Annotated in this window: 16 protein-coding genes and 1 pseudogene; 10 read left to right on the top strand and 7 right to left on the bottom strand. The window is 33.2% G+C overall.

All coding sequences use genetic code 11. The features are described from left to right. The first annotated feature begins 4 nt into the window (after positions 1–4). The 3 genes from IEW40_RS11150 (at position 5) to IEW40_RS11140 (ending at position 3889) form a co-directional block, all read left to right on the top strand. Positions 5–1945 carry a transglutaminase domain-containing protein gene (locus IEW40_RS11150; RefSeq protein ID WP_188618182.1) on the top strand — a complete coding sequence of 647 codons (1941 nt, stop codon included), beginning with the start codon at positions 5–7 and terminating at the stop codon, positions 1943–1945. Positions 1946–2010: 65 nt separating this feature from the next. Next, the gene (gene hutH, locus IEW40_RS11145) at positions 2011–3504 is read left to right on the top strand and encodes a histidine ammonia-lyase (RefSeq protein WP_188618181.1); all 1494 of its coding nucleotides are present in this window, start codon (positions 2011–2013) and stop codon (positions 3502–3504) included. A gap of 4 nt (positions 3505–3508) precedes the next feature. After that, complete coding sequence (locus IEW40_RS11140; protein WP_188618180.1) at positions 3509–3889, top strand: hypothetical protein; 381 nt, start codon at positions 3509–3511, stop codon at positions 3887–3889. Between the two features lie 26 nt (positions 3890–3915). Here IEW40_RS11140 and ygiD read toward each other — a convergent pair whose 3' ends face one another. From ygiD to IEW40_RS11115, 5 genes are all read right to left on the bottom strand, one after another. After that, on the bottom strand, positions 3916–4743 hold the full coding sequence (ygiD, locus tag IEW40_RS11135) for a 4,5-DOPA-extradiol-dioxygenase (protein ID WP_188618179.1): 828 nt from the start codon (positions 4741–4743) through the stop codon (positions 3916–3918). 96 nt (positions 4744–4839) lie between these two features. After that, positions 4840–5604 carry a TIGR03915 family putative DNA repair protein gene (locus IEW40_RS11130; RefSeq protein ID WP_188618178.1) on the bottom strand — a complete coding sequence of 255 codons (765 nt, stop codon included), beginning with the start codon at positions 5602–5604 and terminating at the stop codon, positions 4840–4842. A 43-nt stretch (positions 5605–5647) separates the two neighbouring features. After that, complete coding sequence (locus IEW40_RS11125; RefSeq protein WP_188618323.1) at positions 5648–6904, bottom strand: putative DNA modification/repair radical SAM protein; 1257 nt, start codon at positions 6902–6904, stop codon at positions 5648–5650. A 148-nt stretch (positions 6905–7052) separates the two neighbouring features. Then, positions 7053–8528 carry a helix-turn-helix domain-containing protein gene (locus tag IEW40_RS11120; protein WP_188618177.1) on the bottom strand — a complete coding sequence of 492 codons (1476 nt, stop codon included), beginning with the start codon at positions 8526–8528 and terminating at the stop codon, positions 7053–7055. Positions 8529–8724: 196 nt separating this feature from the next. Continuing rightward, positions 8725–9345 carry a beta/gamma crystallin family protein gene (locus tag IEW40_RS11115; RefSeq protein WP_188618176.1) on the bottom strand — a complete coding sequence of 207 codons (621 nt, stop codon included), beginning with the start codon at positions 9343–9345 and terminating at the stop codon, positions 8725–8727. Between the two features lie 247 nt (positions 9346–9592). Between IEW40_RS11115 and aceB the strand changes: the two genes are divergently transcribed. Both aceB and aceA read left to right on the top strand, forming a co-directional pair. Further along, on the top strand, positions 9593–11164 hold the full coding sequence (aceB, locus tag IEW40_RS11110; protein ID WP_188618175.1) for a malate synthase A: 1572 nt from the start codon (positions 9593–9595) through the stop codon (positions 11162–11164). 69 nt (positions 11165–11233) lie between these two features. Beyond that, on the top strand, positions 11234–12511 hold the full coding sequence (gene aceA / locus IEW40_RS11105) for an isocitrate lyase (protein ID WP_188618174.1): 1278 nt from the start codon (positions 11234–11236) through the stop codon (positions 12509–12511). A gap of 128 nt (positions 12512–12639) precedes the next feature. Here aceA and IEW40_RS11100 read toward each other — a convergent pair whose 3' ends face one another. Further along, a complete protein-coding gene (locus tag IEW40_RS11100; RefSeq protein WP_188618173.1) occupies positions 12640–15051 on the bottom strand; it encodes a glycoside hydrolase family 31 protein in 2412 nt (803 codons plus the stop codon). A 177-nt stretch (positions 15052–15228) separates the two neighbouring features. On the opposite strand from IEW40_RS11100, the gene queD reads away from it, so the two are divergent. From queD to IEW40_RS11085, 3 genes are all read left to right on the top strand, one after another. Continuing rightward, the gene (gene queD, locus IEW40_RS11095) at positions 15229–15675 is read left to right on the top strand and encodes a 6-carboxytetrahydropterin synthase QueD (RefSeq protein ID WP_188618172.1); all 447 of its coding nucleotides are present in this window, start codon (positions 15229–15231) and stop codon (positions 15673–15675) included. 63 nt (positions 15676–15738) lie between these two features. Further along, positions 15739–16596: a UDP-2,3-diacylglucosamine diphosphatase gene (locus IEW40_RS11090; RefSeq protein ID WP_188618171.1), complete on the top strand. Its 858-nt coding sequence runs from the start codon at positions 15739–15741 to the stop codon at positions 16594–16596. Positions 16597–16680: 84 nt separating this feature from the next. Continuing rightward, positions 16681–17670, top strand: coding sequence for a LuxE/PaaK family acyltransferase (locus IEW40_RS11085; RefSeq protein ID WP_188618170.1), 990 nt, complete (start codon positions 16681–16683; stop codon positions 17668–17670). A 78-nt stretch (positions 17671–17748) separates the two neighbouring features. Here the strand turns inward: IEW40_RS11085 and aqpZ are convergent, their stop codons facing one another. Continuing rightward, positions 17749–18462, bottom strand: coding sequence for an aquaporin Z (aqpZ, locus tag IEW40_RS11080; protein WP_188618169.1), 714 nt, complete (start codon positions 18460–18462; stop codon positions 17749–17751). Positions 18463–18730: 268 nt separating this feature from the next. Between aqpZ and IEW40_RS11075 the strand changes: the two are divergent. Together IEW40_RS11075 and IEW40_RS14195 are read left to right on the top strand one after the other, a co-directional pair. After that, a pseudogene (locus IEW40_RS11075) lies at positions 18731–21349 on the top strand (alpha-amylase family glycosyl hydrolase); the annotation flags it as partial. Further along, positions 21344–22531 carry a T9SS type A sorting domain-containing protein gene (locus IEW40_RS14195; RefSeq protein WP_229663445.1) on the top strand — a complete coding sequence of 396 codons (1188 nt, stop codon included), beginning with the start codon at positions 21344–21346 and terminating at the stop codon, positions 22529–22531. The pseudogene IEW40_RS11075 and the gene IEW40_RS14195, both read left to right, overlap by 6 nt.

The raw sequence follows: 22531 nt of genomic DNA, 5'->3' as shown, positions 1-22531 counted from the left end.
AACAATGAAAACAAAACTTCTTGTCCTATTTACAATTTTTTCTTTTAGCTTCTACTTAGCTCAAAAAGAACATAAATTTTTAGATACCCCAAAACTTACTATTGAAGACCTTAAAAAAACAAAATCTACTTTAAAGGAAGACGCTCCAGCAGAAGTTTTGTACAGATCTATACACTATTACATCAGAAAAGATTATGAGATGGAAATTAAGATAGTTGATAGAGTAAAAATTTATAATAAAGACAAAGCAGAGGATTTTTTAAATAAAGAAATTGCACTTTATGAGGCGCAGTCTGGTAATGAAGAAAAATTATCTAATTTAAAAGCTTACACGTACAATTTAGAAAATGATAAAATTGTTACCAACAAAGTTGAAAAAGATTCTAAATTTAAATCTACTGAAAATAAAAGATACAATATTGTAAAATTTGCTTTTCCTAATGTTAAAGATGGCTCTGTAGTAGAATACTCATATACCGTATTCAGTCCGTTTATTAGAGAAATGCCAAAAATTATGATTGAGGAAGAAGTTCCTATAATCTACACAGAATATGTTCTTGATACTCCAAAAGAATTAGGGTATAGTATCAATTACAAAGGTTCTGTTATGCCTAAATATAGAATTTCAGAAGAAAGAATGTTGTATGGTGCAGATTATAGAACATACAGATTTGGTTATGAGAATTTGAAAGCTTTCTTAGACGAAAATTATGTTAAGAACATAGATAATTATAAGACCTCTATTAGAGCAGAGCTTAACTCTTCGTACACAGGAAATGTTTTAAAATCATACACCCTTTCTTGGGATGATGTTAGAAAAGAAATGATGGAAGAAGAAGGATTTGGTGGGGCACTTAGGAAAGACCATCTAGTAAAAGATTTACTTCCGGCAGAGATAAAACAAATTCCAAATGAACTTAAAAAGACAGAAGCTATTCTGAAATTTGTTCAAAAAAATTACACTTGGGACCATAAGAATAGAGTTTTTACAGAAGAAGGAATTAAAAATTTAATTAATACCAAAGTAGGAAATTCTGCAGAAATTAATATTCTTCTTGTTTTATTATTGAGAAATGCAGGAATTAATGCCAATCCTGTGGTGCTTTCAACAGTCAATATGGGTATGGTTACCAATTATTTACCATCTATTACAAGTCTTAATTATGTGATAGCTTGTGTAGAATCTAATAAACAATTGTATACTTTAGATGCTACTTCTAAACTTTCTTCTATTAATGTAATTCCACCTAGAGCAGTAAATTACAATGGATTTTTGTTTACAGACAAAAAAGCAGAACAAATTAACATTGTAAACCCAGAAAAAAGCAATACTTATCTAGAAGTAACGGCTCAATTAGAGAAAGACGCCACTTTTGCTGGTCATTTCACCGATAAAGATACCAAAGTATATGCGATGTTAAACAATGAGCAATACGAAGAAGATAAAGATGGTTACCAAAAAGAAAATTACAAAGAACGATATAAATTTCCTTTGTCTAACCTTAAATCAGGTGCCTTAAATGACAATGAATTTGAAACCAGTTTTGATTTTACTTCAGATTCTTTTGTAGATGGTGTTGGAGGTAAATTTATTTTTAATCCATTATTGTTTTTATATTCTAAAAATCATGATTTTAATCAAACCGAAGAAAGAAGAAATCCTATAGAATTTATTTCGGCTTATAATAAAAACAAAAAAGTGACTATCACGATTCCGGAAGGGTATAAGTTCGAAACCTTGCCAGATTCTAAAAAATTTAAAACAGAAGATGATGCTATTAAATATAGTTACTTGGTAAACCAAGAAGGGAATAAAATTACTGTAGAAAGTAATATTTTGGTAGATGATTCTTTCTTTCCAAAAGAATATTACCCTGCCTTTAAGCAGATTTTTGATGCCATTACCAAATACGAAGGTCAGTTAGTCACCGTAGTTAAGAAATAATTAAAAGCGAGATTTTTCTCGCTTTTTTTTGCTTAAATTTAGCGCCAAATAAATCTCATAAAACAATGTTAATTTACGGAGTAGACCATTTTACTTTTCAAGATGTTTTAGAAATAATTAAACATCCCAAAAAAGCTAAATTAGATAAAAAATCTAAACAACAAATCATCAATTCTTACCAAAACGTTCAGAGAATTGTAAAATCTGATAAAACAGTTTACGGAATCAATACAGGTTTTGGACCACTTTGTGAAACCAAAATTTCTGAAGAAGAAACCGCAAAATTGCAAGAAAATCTCATTATTTCGCATTCTGTAGGCGTTGGAAAACCGATTGCCAAAGAAATTTCAAAAATAATGATGGTGTCTAAAATTCATGCACTTTCTAAAGGATTTTCGGGGATTTCATTGCAAGTGGTAGAAAGATTAATCTTGATGGTAGAGAAAGATATTATTCCTGTAGTTCCAGAGCAAGGTTCTGTAGGCGCAAGTGGAGATTTAGCACCATTAGCTCACATGGTTTTACCACTTCTAGGTCTTGGAAAAGTTTGGGATGGTGATGCGATTGTCGAAACTTCTACAGCACTTCAAAAGCATCATTTAGAACCTCTTCAACTTCAGGCGAAAGAAGGTTTAGCTTTAATTAATGGAACTCAGTTTATTTTAGCTCACGCTATTAAAGGCTTAGAAAAATTTGAATATTTATTAAATTTAGCTGACTTAGCTGCTGCATTTTCTATAGAAGCTTATCAAGGTTCTGCAAGTCCTTTCAAGAAAGAACTACACGAAATTCGTCCTTACAAAGGCAGTAAATTGGTGGCGAAAAGAATGTTGAAATTCTTAAAAAATTCTGAAAATCTAGAATATCACGAGAATTGCGGAAGAGTACAAGACCCGTATTCTATGCGTTGCGTACCTCAAGTACACGGTGCTAGCAGAAATGCTTTTGAACATTTAAAGGAAATGGCAGAAACAGAGCTTAATTCTGTAACAGATAATCCTATAGTAATTTCGGACGAAGAAGCTATTTCTGGTGGTAATTTCCATGGGCAATTGATGGCAATGCCTCTAGATTATGCCACTTTAGCAGTTGCAGAATTAGGAAATATTTCAGACAGAAGAAGTTATCTTTTGTTAGAAGGGAAATATGGTTTACCAAAATTACTAATTGAAAGTTCAGGTCTCAATTCTGGATTTATGATTCCGCAATATACTACTGCAGCTTTGGTCACCGAAAACAAAACGCTTTGTTTCCCAGCTTCAGCAGATTCTGTGCCGACTAGTCTTGGGCAAGAAGACCATGTTTCTATGGGAAGTATTTCGGGGAGAAAATTCAATCAAGTTTTAGGAAATCTCGAAAATATTTTGGCAATAGAACTCATGTTTGCCGCGCAAGGTTTAGAATTTCGCAGACCACTGAAATCAACCAGAATTATTGAAGAAAATTATCAAATTCTTCGTGCTAAAGTCAAAAAATTAGAAGACGATAGATTAATCGGCGAAGATATCCTCACCATTGCAGATATGGTAAGAAATAGGGAATTTAAAGTGGAAATTTAGAAGAATGATTTACTTAATTGGAATCGCTATTGAATTAATTTTCATAGGAGTTATGACTTTTAAACTTATGATTCCCCCAAAACTATATTTTATATTTTTATTAATTTCTTTTATAATTGCATTTATAGGAATATATCTCAGAACCTATCAAAATTTACTAGAATCTTACTATTTACTAATTCCATTCATTTTTTTGGTCTTATATCAATTGTTGAGGCTTTGGTTTAAACTTTTTTTCGGAAATGAGCCTATTTTAAGTGGTTATTTACAATCTAGTTGGGAACAAGGAGAATATAGAAAATTGCATTTTGGTGATGCTATTTTTACAATTTTACTATTGTTTTTGCCTGTTATTATTTCAGGAATTTTAGTTACAAAGTATTAATAGTATTATCATCAAACTCATCAACCTCAACCTATCTTCACACTCGTCATACTCAAACTTCCACCAATCAATTCATCATTAAAAAGCGAAATTTCTTCAGATTTTTCCTTCAAACCAAGCGTGTAAATCAGAGGTAAAAAATGATCAGGAGTAGGAATCGCATTTTGCAGCGACTTTCCTTGCTTTTCAAAATGGATTAAATTCTGAAAATTTCCGTCCAAAATCCATTCATTTGTTTTCGCTCTAGCTTCTATTGCCCAATCCCAACCTGCGCCAACTGTATTAATATTCTTCCAATCAATCAATCGAAGATTGTGAACCACGTTTCCACTTCCGATAATTAAGATGCCTTTTTCTCTTAATTTTTGTAATTTTTTCGCCAAATCAAAATGATATTGTGCAGGTTGCGTATAATCTATACTCATCTGTATTACAGGAATTTGTGCTTCTGGATACAAATGTTTTATCACACTCCAAGCTCCGTGATCTAGTCCCCAACTTTCAGTTTCTATCACAGAAGTTGGTGCAAGAAGTTCCGAAGTTTCCTTCGCTAATTCAGGATTTCCTTTGGCAGGATATTCCACCGCAAAAAGTTCTGGCGGAAATCCATAAAAATCGTGAATCGTTTTTTGAATTTTCCCCGAAGTCACAAAAGTCCCTTTCGTGTACCAATGCGCAGAAACACAGAGAATTGCATTCGGCGTTGGAATTTTATTAGAAATTTCCCTAAAACCTCTCACAAACTGGTTTTCCTCTATCGCATTCATCGGCGAACCGTGTCCTAGAAACAAAACCGGCATTTTTTCCGTTCTTGAGAAAGCATCAGAAATATGTTGTAAATCGTTTAAATTCATCTCAAAACTTTATGCAAAATTACACTATTCAAGAGGCGTTGTCATTGATTTATGGTAATTAAGGTTTTCAATTTTCAACTTTCCATTTTCAATTCATTAATACTTCTCCGTCAAATACTTCCAATATCTTTTCGGCATCCATTGAATGTGGAGTTTCATATTTTTACGTTCCGGAATTCCTGTTTTTATGAAATACCGTTGCCAAAGTGTTTGATATTTTTTTTCTTCCTCGTGGTGAAACTGTTCAGAATTTCTAAAATTTTGTAATTGAGATTCATCAGGGAAGAAAAATTCTACACTTTTCAAATCATAGAAAATTCCGTAATGGCGTTTCAAATCAAAAATCATCCATTTTTGGTCAGCATATCTGTCTTTAAAATGTTTCTGAATTAGAGGCAAAACATTAAAATCAGGTTCTATTTTCGCGAAATAGACTTCGTCTTGCAATAGTTCAAAACGCACAAAAGCGAGCATTCTGTGTCGTTCTCTTCCTACACTTCTGCAAATTTTAGAAATTTCCAAAATATCATCATTTCCGAAATCTTTTAAAATGTTTTGTTTTGGATGATTAATAGAATGCCGAACTGCGCTCAAAATCAATCGTTCTAAATCTTTTCTTTCTGAAAAATACACCAACATCAATTGAGAAATCCCTTCTTTGCCAAGATTTTCTTCTAATTTTTTGAGAACTCTATCAGATTTTTCAAAATTGGTAATCACTTCGTGAGTTTCTGCAAAGAAATTTTCTTGCGTGTAATTTTCTTTGGAAATAATTTCCACAACATCATACTTGTACTCGAAAACTTCAAATACAGCGGTTAGTAATCCTTCAAAACTAGAATCGTAGAGAAGTGTGGTCATTTTTTGATTGATAATAGATGAATGATACGTGCATTAGTGGCAACTAAAACAAACTCAACTGCTCCGAAAACGGATTTTGCCATTTCGATTTCATTCCGTTCAACACAATTTGACGGAAATTCTGTTCATCAATCAATCTATTGAAAATATTTTCGCTTTCAAATTCTATAAAATATTTGGCTCGGTTGGTGGCGACTCCCATTTTTTTGAGATGTCCTAAATTCAATTTCTGAAATTTTCTCGCTTGTAAAATCTTTAAAACCGAAGTTACACCAACTCCAGGAATCCTCAGCAACATTTCTTTCGGTGCTGTGTTAATGTTTACAGGAAATTTTTCTCGATTTCGTAAAGCCCAAGCTAATTTTGGGTCAACTTCCAAATCCAAAAACGGATTTTTTTGGTCCAGAATTTCATTGGCATCAAATCCATAAAAACGCATCAACCAATCTGCTTGATACAATCGGTTTTCTCGTTGCATCGGAACTTGCGAAAAAACCGAAGGCAACCTAGAATCCTCAATCATGGGAACATAACCAGAATAATAAACCCGTTTCATATTGTAATTTTGGTAAAAATGGTCGGCAACTTTTATAATTTTCAGGTCGGTTTCGTCGGTGGCGCCTACAATCATTTGTGTAGATTGTCCAGCGGGAGCGAATTTTGGGACTTTTCTGAAAATTTTCTTCTCTTCTTTATATAAAACCAATTCATTTTTTATGAAGGTCATTGGTTTGGTCATTTGTTCGTGAGATTTTTCAGGAGCGAGTAATTTTAAACCACTTTCTGTAGGAATTTCTAGATTAATGGAAAGTCTATCGGCGTAAAGTCCGGCTTCTTTCATCAGCTCATCACTTGTACCTGGAATGGTTTTCAAATGAATATATCCGTGGAAATTGTGTTCTTGTCGTAGTTTTTTGGCAATTCTTACCAAACGTTCCATGGTAAAATCGGCATCTTTGAAAATCCCAGAACTCAAAAATAATCCTTCAATGTAATTTCTTCGGTAAAAATTAATCGTTAAATCTACCACTTCATCTACCGTAAAAGCAGCACGTTTTATGTCGTTTGATTTTCTGGAAACGCAGTACGCACAATCGTAAATGCAATGATTTGTAAGTAGAATTTTGAGCAAAGAAATACATCTGCCATCTTCCGTGTAAGAATGGCAAATTCCAGAAACGTGACTGTTACCAAGTCCGCCTTTATTTTTACGATTTCCACCACTCGAAGAGCAAGAAACGTCGTATTTAGCGGCATCAGCAAGGATTTCTAATTTTTCTTTTATTCTATCAAAATTCATCATAATCTCTTGTCAAATATAGGAGCAAGAAATTAAAATTTCAATAGATTTTGTCTAAAGTTATCCGCAAAAAATGTTAAAAATAATTAATTGTAATAGTTAAATTAAATCTTAATAAAGTCGTAAATCACAAATCACAAATCGCAAATTATAACATTTCTTTTCTGATTTTTGCAATAGATTTTTTCATGCTTTCATTGAAATTCTCTTTGTCTAAGCGTGTTGGCGCTGTTTTTCTTACATCGCAATCTAAGATGTTGCACGTTTCGCAGGTTACGCCTACATTTTCGGATTTTACAGAAGAGCTTTTCGCAAATTTTATTTTTTTCAAAGAATTAGAATTTAATAAAATCCCGATGCAATAACTGCGATTAGCACCATCAGAAAAGGGGTTTTTATGAGAAGTAGAAAGCACCAAATAACTCAATCCAGAATCTTTATAATGCGAAATTTGAGCAGAAGTAAGGGTTTCGTTTTCTTTTAATTCTTTCAGATTTTTGATGGCAATCCATTTTCGGCAATAATGCTCGTTCATAGAATTGGCGTGCGGAGCTTGCTGTTGATTAAGGTGTAACTCTTTTAATATCTGTATTTTATCAGTGTCTTTTTTCTTTACAAAGCAAAGGTAAAATAAATCTTTGATGCCAAATTCAGAAGAGAGAATATTGGTTAATCGATAATAAAAAGTTTCTGGTGAATTGGTGAAATGAGAAATTAATTCTGAGAATTTCTGAGAATTCCACTTTGGTTCATCAAAAAAATCTTCTAATTTTTCTACCAATTCGTCTTTCGGAATCAAGACACAGCCTGCGAAATATGCAGCGTAATAATTGTTGAGTAATTCGTCAAAGCTTGTAAAATCTAACCAAGAATAGGTGTTGGGTCTAGGGTCTAGTTTTAGAACATTGAAACCTATTTCCTTTGCGAAGATAAAAGTTCTTTGATTTTTGTCTAAAAGTTGGTTCAGAAGAAGGAGTTTTTTCTCTGGAATGTAGAGTGAACGGAGGTTGTTGAGTGTTCCATAGGTTTCAAAATTTTCAGATTTTATTTCGTAGCCGAAATTTTCGATGAGAATTTTTTCTAAATGTTCAATGTCTATATTTTTTCCCAGTTTTAAATTGTTTTCGGTAGCGAAGTTTTGAGCTACTTCTTCTATTTCTGGAAAATAATTATCATGTAATTCTTGGAAACTTCTAAGTACGGCAAAATAAAAGCGTTCTTTTCCAAGGTTATAATTCTGCGAAATTTCTATCAAAGTATTAATGAAAGCGGTGATTTGTTTTGGAGCTTCACTGATGATGTTGATGAGGGTGTTTTTATTAATCCCGAAAAGTTCTAACGGAATTTCTTTAAAAAAATCGCTTTGTAAAAGTTCACCAAAAGGAGCAAGATTTTTGTCTAATTTCGTGGAAACCAAATCATCAAATTTGCAATTGAGAACCTCTGCTAATTGTAGGATTTTGTCGTGTTTAGGGTATTTTTTGCCATTTTCTATTTCGTTGAGGTAAGATTTAGAAAGTTTGGTTTTATCTGCTAAATCCTGCAAAGACCAGTCTTTTTTTTGTCTTTGTTGTCTTAGTTTTAATCCGAAAACTGTTTTTATAAAATCACTTTCTGCTTTCATTATTCAAATATAGAACTTATAAAAATAAATATGCGACTTAGATTAAAAAAAATGGATTTTAAGAATTTAGAAAGGTTGTAAAGTCTGTGAATAAAGATATTGCAAAGCTATCAAAATTTAACCTGTATATATTTTTGAGCGAAATAACTTTTGATATATACAGGTTATGGTGAAAATGTTTGTTTTTTTAAGTGAATTATTTGGGTTGAGGTTTTACCTCGTTTTCGCTGGTGTTTTTATATACTTTTAAAGATTTGGCGAAGTCTCTTACTTCTGAAGTTAGGCAATTTTGATTGCTTGTATATCTTCCTAGAAGTCTTCCGCTGTAGTAAGTTCCGCTATAGAATTCTGCTACCATTCCGTTTGGTATTTGCAAAGATTCTGGAGTTCCTCCGTTTAGCTTAGCTCTTAGGTCTGGGTAATTAGCTGTCGGGAAATTGGTCACAGAGCCTCTATAGCCGCAATTTCTGTAAATTGAAATATTTCCACTGTTAGCGTTGTCATCGTAGATTTTTTTTACAACTATAGAACTTACACTATTGTTGATAATGCTTGGTAGGCAGTTGTCGCTGCTTGTGAGTGTAATTTTTCTACCCGTCATATTCGAATTTTGATATAAATCTACAGAATAGCCTTGGGCTATTTTAATTGAACTAATGCTATTGTCTTGAAGTCCAAACTGATAATGGTTGGCGTAAGTTTTAGTACTAAGTGTTCTGTATTTTCCTCTGTAGTTGCATTCACTGTAAATGGTTACTTGAGCGTAAGAAAAATAACTCCATAAAGAAAGGAATAATGCAAATGTGAATTTTTTCATAATAATGTTTTTTGATTAGTAAAATTACTTAAAAAAAAGATATCAAATGAAGTTAATTACGGGTTTTGTTCATTTTAAAAGAGATTTATTAGTTAAGGCATAAAAATAATATAAAAAAAATTAGCGAACGTTCGCTGTAAGTGAAAATATTTTATATATTTGTACCGAAACGAAATGAGAAAAACGCATTGTTTTTTTTAGGTTTTAAAAAAGCTATTATTTGTAATCACTATTAAATCAAAATATTATGGAAAAAGAATTTAAAATATTAACTGACGAAAAATACCCAATTGTTTTTTCGGAAGGTCTTGAAAAATTTTTGATTCATCTTCACAAAAACTTCAACGATAAAAGAATTGATCTTCTAGAGCAACGAAAAAAAGTTCAAGAATTAATTAATCAAGGAATAATGCCAGCCTTCCCGAAAGAGACCCGTGGAATAAGAGAAGATTATTGGACATGTAGTAAGTTGCCTCATGATTTGCAAGATAGAAGGGTAGAAATTACAGGGCCAGTGGATAGAAAAATGATTGTTAATGCTTTGAATTCTGGATCTTCTACTTTTATGGCAGATTTTGAGGATTCTAATGCACCAACTTGGCGAAATTGTATGGATGGTCAAATCAACCTCACTGATGCGATTAATAGAAAAATAGATTTTGTAAACGAAGAAGGTAAGTCTTATCAACTTAATGAGAATTTAGCCACGCTTATCGTAAGGCCAAGAGGACTGCATTTAGAAGAAAAAAATATAGAAATTAATGGAGAGAAAGCTTCAGGTTCTTTGATAGATTTTGGAATTTATTTCTTCAGAAATGCTAAAACTCTAATTGCAAACGGAAGTGGACCTTACTTTTATTTACCCAAATTAGAACATTATAAAGAGGCAAGATGGTGGAATGAGGTCTTTAATTTTTCACAAAATTATTTAGGAATTAATCAAGGGACAATCAAGGCAACAGTCCTCATAGAAACCATCACCGCTTCTTTTCAATTAGACGAAATTTTATATGAGCTGAAAGAGCATAGTTCTGGTCTCAACTGTGGAAGATGGGATTATATTTTTTCCTACATCAAAAAATTTAGAAATCATCCTGAGTTTTTAGTTCCTGATAGAGACCAAGTTACAATGACTTCGCCCTTTATGAGCGCCTATTCTAAACGTGTAATTCAGGTGTGTCATAAACGCCGAGTTCATGCAATGGGAGGTATGGCAGCGCAAATTCCGGTGAAAAATAATGAAGAAGAAAACGAAATAGCCTATGCGAAAGTGCGCGCCGATAAAGAAAGAGAAGTGAAAAACGGTCACGATGGCACTTGGGTAGCACATCCTGGTTTGGTGCCTGTAGCGAAAGCGATTTTCGATGAATATATGCCAACACCTAATCAAATAGATAAAAAGTACGAAGATTATCACATTTCTGAAGCTGATTTATTAGAAGTTCCGAAAGGTGAAATCACCGAAAAAGGCGTACGAAAAAACATCAATGTAGGAATTCTGTACATAGAATCTTGGTTGATGGGAACGGGAGCTGCAGCGCTTTACAATCTAATGGAAGACGCTGCAACTGCCGAAATTTCTAGAACTCAAATTTGGCAATGGCTCAAAAATAAAGCCAAATTAGATGATGAGAGAATATTGACTTCAAACATGATTTTGATGTGGGAAAAAGAAGAGCTCGAAAAAATTAAAAAATACGTAGGCGAAAATTGCTTCGAAAATGGAAAGTTCGATTTGGCTACAAAACTCTTTAATGAATTGATTTTTGATGAAAATTTTGAAGAATTTTTAACCTTAAAAGCATATCCATTTATTTAGTTTCAAGAAAAAAAATCACAACTTATATCACTAATTAAAATTTAAACAACCAAAAAAATCCAAAATATTATGAACACACAATCACAAATTCAAGCTCTAGAACAAGAGTGGAGAGAAAACCCAAGATGGGAAGGAATTGAACGTCCGTATTCAGCTGAAGAAGTTTTGAAACTTCGAGGAAATTACAGAATTGATTATACCATTGCTACCGAAATGTCTAAAACACTTTGGCATAAACTCAATAATCAAGATTTTGTAGCAGGATTAGGAGCTTTAACAGGAAATCAGGCGGTTCAAGAAGTGGACGCAGGTTTAGAGGCGATTTACCTTTCAGGTTGGCAAGTTGCTGCAGATGCTAATTTATCCGGTGAAATGTATCCAGACCAATCGCTTTATCCTGCCAATTCTGTTCCGGCTGTGGTGAAAAAAATTAATAATGCGCTATTGAGAGCTGACCAAATACAGTCTGTAAATGGAGGTGGAGATAAAAATTATTTAGTGCCAATTGTGGCCGATGCTGAAGCTGGTTTCGGAGGAAATTTGAACGCTTTTGAATTAATGAAACAAATGATAGAATCTGGTGCTGCTGGTGTTCATTTTGAAGATCAATTGTCTTCTGCTAAAAAATGCGGACATCTTGGCGGAAAAGTGCTTGTTCCTACGCAAGAAGCGATTAATAAATTGATTGCAGCGAGATTGGCAGCTGATGTTTGCGGAGTTCCTACGGTTTTGGTAGCAAGAACAGATGCTGATGCTGCCGATTTATTGACTTCTGATATTGATGATAGAGATAAAAAATTTGTAACTGGTGAAAGAACTTCTGAGGGTTTTTTCCAAGTGAAATGTGGAGTAGAACAAGGTATTGATAGAGGTCTTTCTTACGCTCCTTATGCAGATTTAATTTGGATGGAAACTTCTAATCCAGATTTAGAGTATGCTAGAAGATTCGCAGAAGGAATTCATGCTAAATTCCCTGGAAAAATGTTGGCTTACAACTGTTCTCCATCTTTCAATTGGGCTGCAAAATTATCTGTTCCGGAAATGGAAACATTCCGTGAAGAATTAGCAAAAATGGGTTATAAATTCCAATTTATCACTTTGGCTGGCTTCCACGCTTTGAATACAGCAATGTTCGAATTGGCATTGGCTTACAAAGAAAGAGGAATGGCTGGTTATTCTGAACTTCAAGAAAGAGAATTTGCATTACAAGCCAAAGGTTTCAGAGCGGTGAAACACCAAAGTTTCGTTGGGACTGGCTATTTTGATGCGGTACAAACTACTGTTACCGCAGGAAATTCTTCTACCACAGCTTTAGCTGGTTCTACTGAAGCGGAGCAGTTTCATTAATAAAAAGGGAAAAATTAAAATTTTAAATTGTTATAAAATTCATTTCCATTATTCGCTCTTTACATAAAGAGCCAAAGTTTTTAATTTGTTGAAAAAATCGCCTCGCAATTTTGCGGGGCGATTTTGTATTATAATTTTATTTTCACTTTACTCTCTTTCAAAGAATTCCAAACCAAATTTACTTTTAACGTTTTCTTTTCAGAATCATAAGTGTTTTCTAGTTTTTTACAACCGGCTTTTACAGAATTTGGAGCTTTAGAAACATGGTGAATAGTGAGCTCTATATTTTTAGATTTTGCAGAAAAATTTGCGCCAACTTCGTTTTCTAATTCAAAAGTAATGGTTTTCCCTTTGATTTTAGCTTCAAATTCCATGATTTCAAATTGTCCTTTTTCGTAGGCTTCGTTTTGTAAACCATTGTCATTGTATAATTCTAATTCAGTTTCTTTTACATTTTCGTCAAGATAATAATGTAAAATCAAAGAATTTCCATCATATTCTTTGGTAGATTGCATTGGTTTCGCCATCGGAATAATGCTTCCTGCTCTTACAAAAGTTGGAATCTTGTCTTCTTCTGTTGTAAAAGTTTGAGTACTTCCACCAGAAATTTTTTCATCAGTGTAGAAGTTTATCCAATCAGAATTTTTAGGAAAATAGATGCTTTGTTCTTTTTGTCCTTTATTTAAAATCGGAGAAATTAAGAAATCTTTTCCCCAAAAATAAGCGGTGTTGTAAGTGTAAAGTTCTTGATTTTCAGGTTCTTCAAAAAATAATGGTCGCATTAGCTGAGTTCCGTTTTTATGATTTTCAAAAACCAAATTGTAATTATAAGGAAGCAAAGCGTATCGCAATTCAATGGCTTTTTTGGCTAGCTTTTTCGCTTTTTCGCTTCTATAAACGGGTTCGCTTGGTACACTACTGTCTGCGTGTGGTCTATAAATTGGGTTGAAAACGCCGTATTGCAACCAACGAGCATACAACTCATCGTCTTCATTTTTTCCTGCAAAACCTCCTAAATCACTATGCATAAATGCAATTCCTTGCAATCCCATTTGTAGAGAAATATCGGGCTGACTTTGTAAACCGCCCCAACTTCTAGAAACATCGCCACTCCAAGGAACGAGTCCATTTCTTTGTGCACCAGAATAACCTGCTCTCATCAAAATAAATGGACGAGAATTTGGAGAATTTTCTGCAAAACTTTCTTTCACCAATTTGGCCCAATCCATTCCGTAAATATTGTGAACTTGGTCGCCATTTTTACCATTTCCGTGAATGATTTTTGAAGGATGAACTTCAGGTTCTCCTAAATCTCCCCAAATTCCTGTAACGCCTTGATTGATAATATCTTTATAAATATTTTTAAACCAAGAATTGCCTTTTTGGCTGTAAATATCAATTAAACCAGTGTGCCCGAAATAAAAATCGTACAAAAATGGTTTTCCTTCGTCATTTTTTGCCAAAATATCTCTGTCTATGGCTTCTTGAAATCTTGAAGAAGTGTCGATTACAAAAGGTTCGGTGATGAGAATGGTTTCTACATTATTTTTTCGTAAATCGTCAATCATTTGTTGAGGTTTCGAGAAATTATCTTTGTCCCAAGCAAAATTTCCGAGCGTTCCTTGAACGGTTTTGCCAAACCAATATAAATCTAGTATGATAGCATCTACTGGAATTTTTTCATTTCTAAACTTCTGAATGGTTTCCAAAGTTTCTTGTTGTGTATGATAACCAAATCTGCTCGAAAAATTTCCTAAACTCCAGCGTGGAAGCATGGGTTGTTTTCCTGTTAAATCGGTATAATTTTTAACCAAATCTTCCCAAGAATTTCCTGAAATTACTTGATATACTTTTCTTCCAGAAATGGTTTCGTAGGTAAGAGAATTATCTTTTTTACTGTCTAAATCTAGGTAACCGATGGGCGCATTATCAAAATGAATCATGTATTTTTTACTAGAAACTACGATGGGCATGGTATAATTTAATAATGCTGATTGAGTTTCGAACCCGAAATGAGCTCGATTATAAAGCATTAGTCTGTTTCCTCTGCGGTTCATCCCGAGTGCTCTAGCTCCAGCACCGTACAAAACTTCATCTGTGGTGAGGTTAAAATTTAAAGTTTCAAAGTCTTGAGCATGATTGTTTATTTCGCCGTTTTTATAAGTTCCGTAACCGTTTTTTTCAGAAATCAAGAGTTCATCACCTTTATAATATGAAATTTGGAAAGGTGTTTTTTGAATTTTTACCGTAATTCCAGAAGTTTCGATGGTGATGAAATTTCCATTATTAGCAAGGTTTTGTTTTACACTTTCGGGCGAAAGAATTACCGCGTGAGAATCTTCTGTAAGTGTTTGGTTTTTTGGAATGAAAGCCGTTTCTACAATTTCTGGAGTGTAGAATTTTACTTGATATGATCCATCGTTTACAGAAATTTCAGTGGTATTATTTTTAAATTCAATTTTTTGAAAAAATCTTTGACTGTTTTGTGCAAATAGATTGGTTGCCAAGAAAAGCAACAAAAATCTGAAAAGGTTTTTCATCTTTTAAAACGTTAAAATTTGTAATGTAAAGGTAAGGAAATTGAGATTGAAAATTTTATGAAATTTATCTTGAATTTATTTCATACAGATTAAATAGATTTTAAATTCTAATTGTCTGCTTAATCGGCGATGGATTATATTGTAATTTCAAATTCAAAAATTCTCTATCTTTGCACCATGATTCGCATTACCAAAATTTTCACGTTCGAGACAGCCCACGTTTTGTATAACTACGATGGCAAATGCAAAAATATGCACGGACATTCTTACAAACTTTTTGTTACCGTAAAAGGAAATCCCATTAATGACATCAGTAACGTAAAAAACGGAATGGTGGTGGATTTTGGAGACATCAAAAAAATTGTGAAAGAAGAAATTGTAGATGTTTGGGATCATGCAGTTTTATTGAATGCATTGACACCGCATAAAGAATTGGGCGAGGATCTAGAGCAAAAAGGACACAAAGTAATTTACTGTAATTACCAACCAACTTGCGAAAATATGCTCTACAACATTGCCGAAAAGATTAAAAATAAATTACCTTCTCACGTTCAATTAGCTTATCTAAAACTTCACGAAACCGAAAATTCTTACGGAGAATGGTTTGCGGAAGAGAATTCTTAAATAGTAAAGAACCAAGAATCGAGAGCCAAGAAATAAGAAAATTGAGATTACTATATTCAACAAATGAAAATCGAATTACAGCCTAATAAAAAAATCTACTTTGCTTCTGACCAACATTTTGGTGCGCCAACTCCAGAGTTGAGTAAACCAAGAGAAGCTAAATTTTTGGCGTGGCTTGATGAAATAAAACTCGACGCACAAGTTTTGTTTTTAATGGGAGATTTGTTTGATTTTTGGCATGAGTGGAAATATGTAGTTCCGAAAGGTTATGTAAGGATTTTAGGAAAATTAGCCGAATTGAAAGACAACGGAATTGATATTTATTTCTTCGTAGGAAACCACGATTTATGGATGAAAGATTACTTAGAAGAGGAAATTGGGATTCCAGTTTTTTTTGAAAAACAATATTATGAAATCGCCATGACCAATGTTCAAAAAGATACATCAAATAATATAGGCGATAACATTTGTCCTTTAAAAACAAATTTATCAGCAAATGAAATTTCAGGAAAAAACTTTCTTTTGGCTCACGGAGATGGCCTAGGGCCAGGCGATAAAGGCTACAAAAGAATGAAAAAACTCTTCACGAATCCTGTTGCACAATGGTTTTTTAAGTGGCTGCATCCGGATATAGCAATGAAAGTTGCTATCTATTTTTCTACCAAAAATAAAATGATAAGTGGAGTAGAAGACATGAAGTTTTTGGGCGAAGAAAAGGAGTTTTTGATTCTCTATTCTAAAGAAAAATTGAAATCTGAAAAGATAGATTATTTTGTTTACGGGCACCGTCATCTTCCGATGATTTTAGATTTAAAAATAGATGAAAACGAAGCGAAATATGTGAATTTAGGAGATTGGATTTCTTATTTTACTTATGGTGTTTTTGATGGAGTGGATTTCTCAATTAAAACTAAAAAATAACCACAAAGTTCACGAAGAAAATCACAAAGAGTCAAAGCTTTGTGCCCTTTGTGAAAAGTTTTGTGCTCTCTGTGTTAAAAAATTATGCTTAATATTTTCAACATAAAAACTGAAGCAGAGTTCCAAACAAAATGTTTGGAAACTTTTCTTTATCAGTATGAAAATGTGGAAGTTTATAGAAAATTTGTAGATTTTTTAGGCAAAAATATTTCAGAGATTAAGGAAGTAAAAGACATTCCATTTTTACCGATTGAAATGTTTAAAAACCATCAAGTTTTAGATAAAAATTTTAAAACTGAAGACTATTTTCAAAGTTCGGGAACTACACAAATGCTGAATCGTTCTAAACATTATGTTGCAGATTTTAATCTTTACGAAGAAAGCATATACCAAAGTTTTGAAAAATTTATAGGGAAACCAGAAGATTTTATTTTTTTTGGGTTGCTTCCTAACTATTCCGAAAATTCGCACTCATCGTTGATTTATATGGTTGATTATTTGATGAAAAAATCTGGAAAACCTGAAAACGGTTATTTTCTTTATAATCACGCCGAACTTTTTGAACTTTTACAAAAACTAGGAACAGAAAACAAAAAGGTAATTCTCTTTGGGGTTTCGTTTGCTCTTTTAGATTTTTTAGACTTTATACAAACTCAATCACTCAATTATTCCTCAACTCAATCACTCACAATAATCGAAACTGGCGGAATGAAAGGCAGAAAAGAAGAAATGACGAAAGATGAACTTTTGAAAATTCTACAAAAAGGTTTCGGAACGGATAAAATTTTCTCTGAATATTCGATGACGGAATTGCTTTCTCAAGCCTATTCTTTAGGGAATAATGAATACTCTTGCCCAAATTGGATGCGAATTCTCATCAGGAATACCGAAGATCCATTGTCCTATGTTGAAAACGGAAAAACGGGTGCTATTAACATTATAGACTTGGCAAATAAACATTCTTGTTCATTTATTGCTACGCAAGATTTAGGTAAAATAATTGGCGAAAATTTTCAGGTTTTAGGGAGGATAGATCATTCTGATATTAGGGGTTGTAGTTTGTTGGTTTCTTAATAGAATCACAGTCAATTGACGAAAATAAAAATCCCGCAAATGGAGAATTTGCGGGATAATTATGTATTATTTTAAAATTTATTCTTCTTGAGGAGATTGTAATAAAAATTTATAAATCAATCCGCCAACTACCGCGCCTAAAATTGGTGCTACCCAAAACAACCAAAGTTGAGAAAGAGCTTGTCCGCCAACGAAAACAGCTTGAGATAAACTTCTTGCAGGATTCACAGAAGTGTTGGTAATTGGTATAGAAATTAGGTGAATTAAAGTTAAACCAAGACCAATAGCAATTCCTGCAAATTTTCCGTTTGCGAATTTATCTGTTGCTCCCATAATAATGATGAGGAAGAACATGGTTAATAAAAATTCGGTAAGAAAAGCAGCCATCATGCTGTAACTTTTGCCAAAATAAACTGCAGAATCATAGAAATTAGTGGCAAAAGAACCAGCTGAACCATCGCCAGCTCCGCCATTAATTGTGTAAAGTGCAGCAGCAGCAGCTATAGCACCAAAGCATTGAGCAATAATGTATGGCACTAAATCTTTAGAAGAGAATCTGCCTCCAGCCAAAAGTCCGAAGGAAACAGCAGGATTAAAATGCCCGCCAGAAATGTGACCAACAGCGTAAGCCATGGTAAGAACGGTAAGACCAAAGGCAAGAGAAACTCCTAGTAATAGGATTCCTAATTGTCCGTTTTCTGCGGCAGCGATTTGCGAAGCAAAAATAGCAGAGCCACAACCGCCAAATACTAACCAAAAAGTGCCGAAAAATTCAGCGAAAAGTTTTTTCATAGTTTATATTTTTTAAAATTAAGTGTTATCAAATTTAGTAAAAAGAAAAATAAAAATCGAAATGAATAAATGACTATTTTAAATTTCTATTTTATCATGGTAAGACATTATCAAATTTATAAAAAAAAACAACATTAACTAATATATTTTAAGAAATTTGTAAAAAATCATATTATTAATAGATACAAGTGATATATTTATTTAGTAATTTTACCAGCCGCAAAACACAATTAATAATTAAAATATATTCTATAAAAATCATATGAACATGAAAAACTTTTATACATTTTTACTATCATTTTTAGTAAATATTATTGTTTTTTCACAACAACAGCAGGTAACTTATAGTATTGCTCCTTCAGTTTTTGAAGAAAATACGTCTATAACGATTACCATCAATGGAAATAGTATTAATGAGTCTGCTTGGGGAGTTACAAATAACACTTTGTATATGTGGGCTTGGGCTTTTGATACCAATGACACCACCCAAAAAGGAACTCCATTAAATGGAACTTGGAATAGCTCTGATGAAGCAGCTAAGTTTACATATAATGCAGGAAATGATACCTATACCAAAACCATTACTCCAACTACTTATTATAACACAACAGGAATTGGGAGAATTGGTTTTTTAATTAAAGCAAAAGATGGTACTGGGGATAAAAAATCTCAAGATATTTTGGCTGAAGTTGGGGCTTTTCAAGTTACTCTAACTGCCCCATCAGAAAATAGTACCACAATTTTAGCTTCTGGAGGTAATTTGAACATTACAGCTACAAATTCTAATGGTGTAGCAAATTATAATTTGAAATCTAACGGGGTTTCTATCAATACTGCTAATGCAACATCGACTTATTCTTTTAACCATACCAATATTACAGGTAATCAAAACTATGAATTAGAAGTTATACAAGGAACGACTACTATTGTTAAGAAGTTTTCAGCAGTGGTAAGTCCAAATGTGGTTTCTGAGGCTATTCCAGCTGGTTTGGTTAATGGTATCAACTATAATCAAAGTGATGCAACTAAAGCAACTCTGGTTTTAGATGCGCCTGGTAAAGATTTTGTTTATGTAGCAGGAAGTTTTAACAATTGGCAACCTACAGCTGCTTATGCTATGAAAAAAGATGCTACTTCTGGATCTACTAAATTTTGGTTAGAATTAACAGGATTAACATCTGGTACCAATTATACATATCAGTATTGGGTAGTAGACCAAACGCCATTGGCAGGGTCACCAAGCTTGGTGAAAGCTGCTGACCCATTTTCTACTTTGGTGTTGTCTCCTTTTGATGATCCAGGTATTCCTGCTACTACTTATCCTAGTTTACCGGCTTATCCTACTGGTCAAGAAAGAGAAGTAACTGTTTTGAAAACAGGCGAAGCTGCATACCCATGGAAAGTGAGTAATTTCACAAAACCAGAAAAAGAAAAATTAGTTATCTATGAATTGTTAGTGAGAGATTTTGATGCCAAAAGAAATTTTCAGGATATCATCAATAGAATAGATTATTTTAAAAATTTAGGAATAAATGCCATTCAATTGATGCCAATTATGGAATATGAAGGCAATGAAAGTTGGGGGTATAATACCTCTTTCCATATGGCATTGGATAAGTTTTACGGAACAAAAGATAAGTTAAAAGAATTGGTAGATATATGTCACCAAAACGGGATTGCAGTAATATTAGATGTAGCACTTAATCATGCTTTTGGAAGAAATTCATTGGTGAGAATGTGGATGAATGACCCTGATGGAGATGGATGGGGCAGCCCAAGTACTGAAAATCCTTATTTTAATACAATTGCTAAACATTCTTATAGTGTAGGTGAGGATTTCAATCATAGTTCTAGTTATACTAAAAATTATGTAAAACAGGTGGTGAAACATTGGATCAATGAATATAAAATAGATGGTTTTAGATGGGATTTGACCAAAGGATTTACTCAAAATTGTACTGCCTCTGATGAGAGTTGTACCAATCAATATCAACAGGATAGAGTAGATATTTTAAAAGAATATGCAGATTTTTCTTGGAGTGTAGACTCTAATCATTATGTGATTTTTGAACATTTAGGAACGGATGCCGAAGAAAAAGAGTGGGCAAATTTTAAAGTCAACGAAGGAAAAGGAGTAATGCTTTGGGGTAAAATGACAGATGAGTATAATGAATTAACAATGGGTTGGTCTAATAAAAACCTTTCTAGAACTACAAGCACAAGCAGAGGTTTTGCCAAAAATAGATTAATCGCTTATCCTGAAAGTCATGACGAAGAAAGATTAATGTATAAAAATTTACAATTCGGAAATTCTTCTAATGCAAGCCATAATGTTAAAAATTTAGATGTTGCTCTATCTAGAATGCCTGCTCTTGGGGCGGTTTCTATTTTGGTACCTGGTCCTAAAATGCTATGGCATTTTGGGGAATTAGGAATGGAAAACTCTATTTTTACTTGTACAGACGGTACGGTAAATACATCTTCAGATGCTACTACTGGCGATTGTAAACTAAGTACTAAACCACAGCCTCAATGGACTAACAATTGGTTAGCAGATGCAAAAAGAAAAAAAATATATGATGATTGGAGTAAGATGATCAATCTTAAAAAAACAGAAGCTGTTTTTGATGGGTCAGCTACTATTTCTTCTGCCAATACCAATACTCCAAACATAAAAGTAACAAACTCTACATTGAGTCCTTCGCAACTAAAAGATGTGCTGATTATTTCAAATTTTGATGTAGTTGCCAAAGATATAGCTACAGGTTTCCCTTATACCGGAACTTGGTATAATCTAATGGATAATACAGCTTATAATGTTACAGACGCTAATCAAACCATTAATTTGCAACCTGGTGAATATAGAGTTTTTGGTAACCAAATGGCAACTGGAGGACAAGGCTATTCTATCAGTTCTAAAAATGCTTCTTGTGGAGCAGATGATGGACAAATCATTCTAACAGTTAATAAAACTGCAGATTATCAAGCAAAAATTACGGGAACAAACTATAATCAAACTATCACTTTTAATACGACAACTACGGTAAGCAATTTAGCTGCAGGAGCTTATAATGTTTGTGTTTCTACCGTAGGGAATAATGACGAAAAATGTACAGCCATTACAGTAAGTAAAGATGAAATAGCAGCTCCTACAGGAAACGCCTCACAAACGTTATTGCCAAATGCTACGCTGGCTCAATTAAATGTTACAGGTTCTGCCATTAAATGGTATGCTGCAGCATCTGGAGGAAACAGCTTGCCTACTACCACTATTTTAGTAAATAACCAAACTTATTATGCATCACAAACCATTAATGGTTGCGAAAGTAAAAATAGATTGGCAGTGAAGGCTGTTATTGATTATAATAATTTTAGCATCACTACAAAATCTGAAACTTGTTCTGGTAAGAATAATGGTGAAATTGAGATTTCTGCAAATCTTTCTTATAGTTATGTTGCTAAAATTACAGGCACTAATTATAATCAAACGCTAAATTTCACCAATAATAAATTGAATGTTACAAGTCTTGTTCCAGGGACTTATGAAGTATGTGTAGAAGTAGCTGCCATTAATTTTAAGCAATGTTTTAATGTCACCATTTCGAAAGGGGTAACTGCCTCAGCGAGAATCTCTGCCAATACTTCATCTAATAGTATAGATATTATTGTGGAGAAAGGTACGGCACCTTATAAAGTCTTGATTAATGGGATTCAAAAATTTGAAACCAATGATACTTTGATTAATGTAAGTGCTAATCAAGGAGATTTAGTAGAACTTAAAACTGCGGTTTCTTGTGAGGGCAGTGTTTCTCATAGAATTACAGGCTTATCAAAAGGAAGTTCAGCATTCCCGAATCCTACCAAAGGAGAGTTTAATGTTTCAGTCAACAGTGATCAAAAACAAGTAGAATTAGAAATTTATAACACTGAAGGTAAATTAGTTTCTAAACAAAAGTACTATATATCTAATGGGCTAATTAAAGCAGATTTGACCAGATTTCCAAATGGAATTTATATAGCAAAAGTATTATTAAATCAACCTATTATCATTAAAATTATCAAAGAATAA

The organism is Cloacibacterium rupense (genome assembly GCF_014645495.1).
Classification (GTDB): Bacteria; Bacteroidota; Bacteroidia; order Flavobacteriales; family Weeksellaceae; genus Cloacibacterium; species Cloacibacterium rupense.
Note: the sequence above shows the minus strand (reverse complement) of the source record. Positions and strands in the feature narration are given on the sequence as shown.

What these genes read in the sequence shown, in the direction of transcription:
- aceA (WP_188618174.1), top strand. Translation starts at nt 11,234, where the DNA reads ATGAACACACAATCACAAATTCAAGCTCTAGAACAAGAGTGGAGAGAA.
- ygiD (WP_188618179.1), bottom strand. Translation starts at nt 4,743, where the DNA reads ATGAATTTAAACGATTTACAACATATTTCTGATGCTTTCTCAAGAACG.
- IEW40_RS11130 (WP_188618178.1), bottom strand. Translation starts at nt 5,604, where the DNA reads ATGACCACACTTCTCTACGATTCTAGTTTTGAAGGATTACTAACCGCT.
- IEW40_RS11125 (WP_188618323.1), bottom strand. Translation starts at nt 6,904, where the DNA reads ATGAATTTTGATAGAATAAAAGAAAAATTAGAAATCCTTGCTGATGCC.
- IEW40_RS11120 (WP_188618177.1), bottom strand. Translation starts at nt 8,528, where the DNA reads ATGAAAGCAGAAAGTGATTTTATAAAAACAGTTTTCGGATTAAAACTA.
- queD (WP_188618172.1), top strand. Translation starts at nt 15,229, where the DNA reads ATGATTCGCATTACCAAAATTTTCACGTTCGAGACAGCCCACGTTTTG.
- aqpZ (WP_188618169.1), bottom strand. Translation starts at nt 18,462, where the DNA reads ATGAAAAAACTTTTCGCTGAATTTTTCGGCACTTTTTGGTTAGTATTT.
- IEW40_RS11115 (WP_188618176.1), bottom strand. Translation starts at nt 9,345, where the DNA reads ATGAAAAAATTCACATTTGCATTATTCCTTTCTTTATGGAGTTATTTT.
- IEW40_RS11100 (WP_188618173.1), bottom strand. Translation starts at nt 15,051, where the DNA reads ATGAAAAACCTTTTCAGATTTTTGTTGCTTTTCTTGGCAACCAATCTA.
- IEW40_RS14195 (WP_229663445.1), top strand. Translation starts at nt 21,344, where the DNA reads ATGGCAACTGGAGGACAAGGCTATTCTATCAGTTCTAAAAATGCTTCT.
- aceB (WP_188618175.1), top strand. Translation starts at nt 9,593, where the DNA reads ATGGAAAAAGAATTTAAAATATTAACTGACGAAAAATACCCAATTGTT.
- IEW40_RS11090 (WP_188618171.1), top strand. Translation starts at nt 15,739, where the DNA reads ATGAAAATCGAATTACAGCCTAATAAAAAAATCTACTTTGCTTCTGAC.
- hutH (WP_188618181.1), top strand. Translation starts at nt 2,011, where the DNA reads ATGTTAATTTACGGAGTAGACCATTTTACTTTTCAAGATGTTTTAGAA.
- IEW40_RS11140 (WP_188618180.1), top strand. Translation starts at nt 3,509, where the DNA reads ATGATTTACTTAATTGGAATCGCTATTGAATTAATTTTCATAGGAGTT.
- IEW40_RS11085 (WP_188618170.1), top strand. Translation starts at nt 16,681, where the DNA reads ATGCTTAATATTTTCAACATAAAAACTGAAGCAGAGTTCCAAACAAAA.
- IEW40_RS11150 (WP_188618182.1), top strand. Translation starts at nt 5, where the DNA reads ATGAAAACAAAACTTCTTGTCCTATTTACAATTTTTTCTTTTAGCTTC.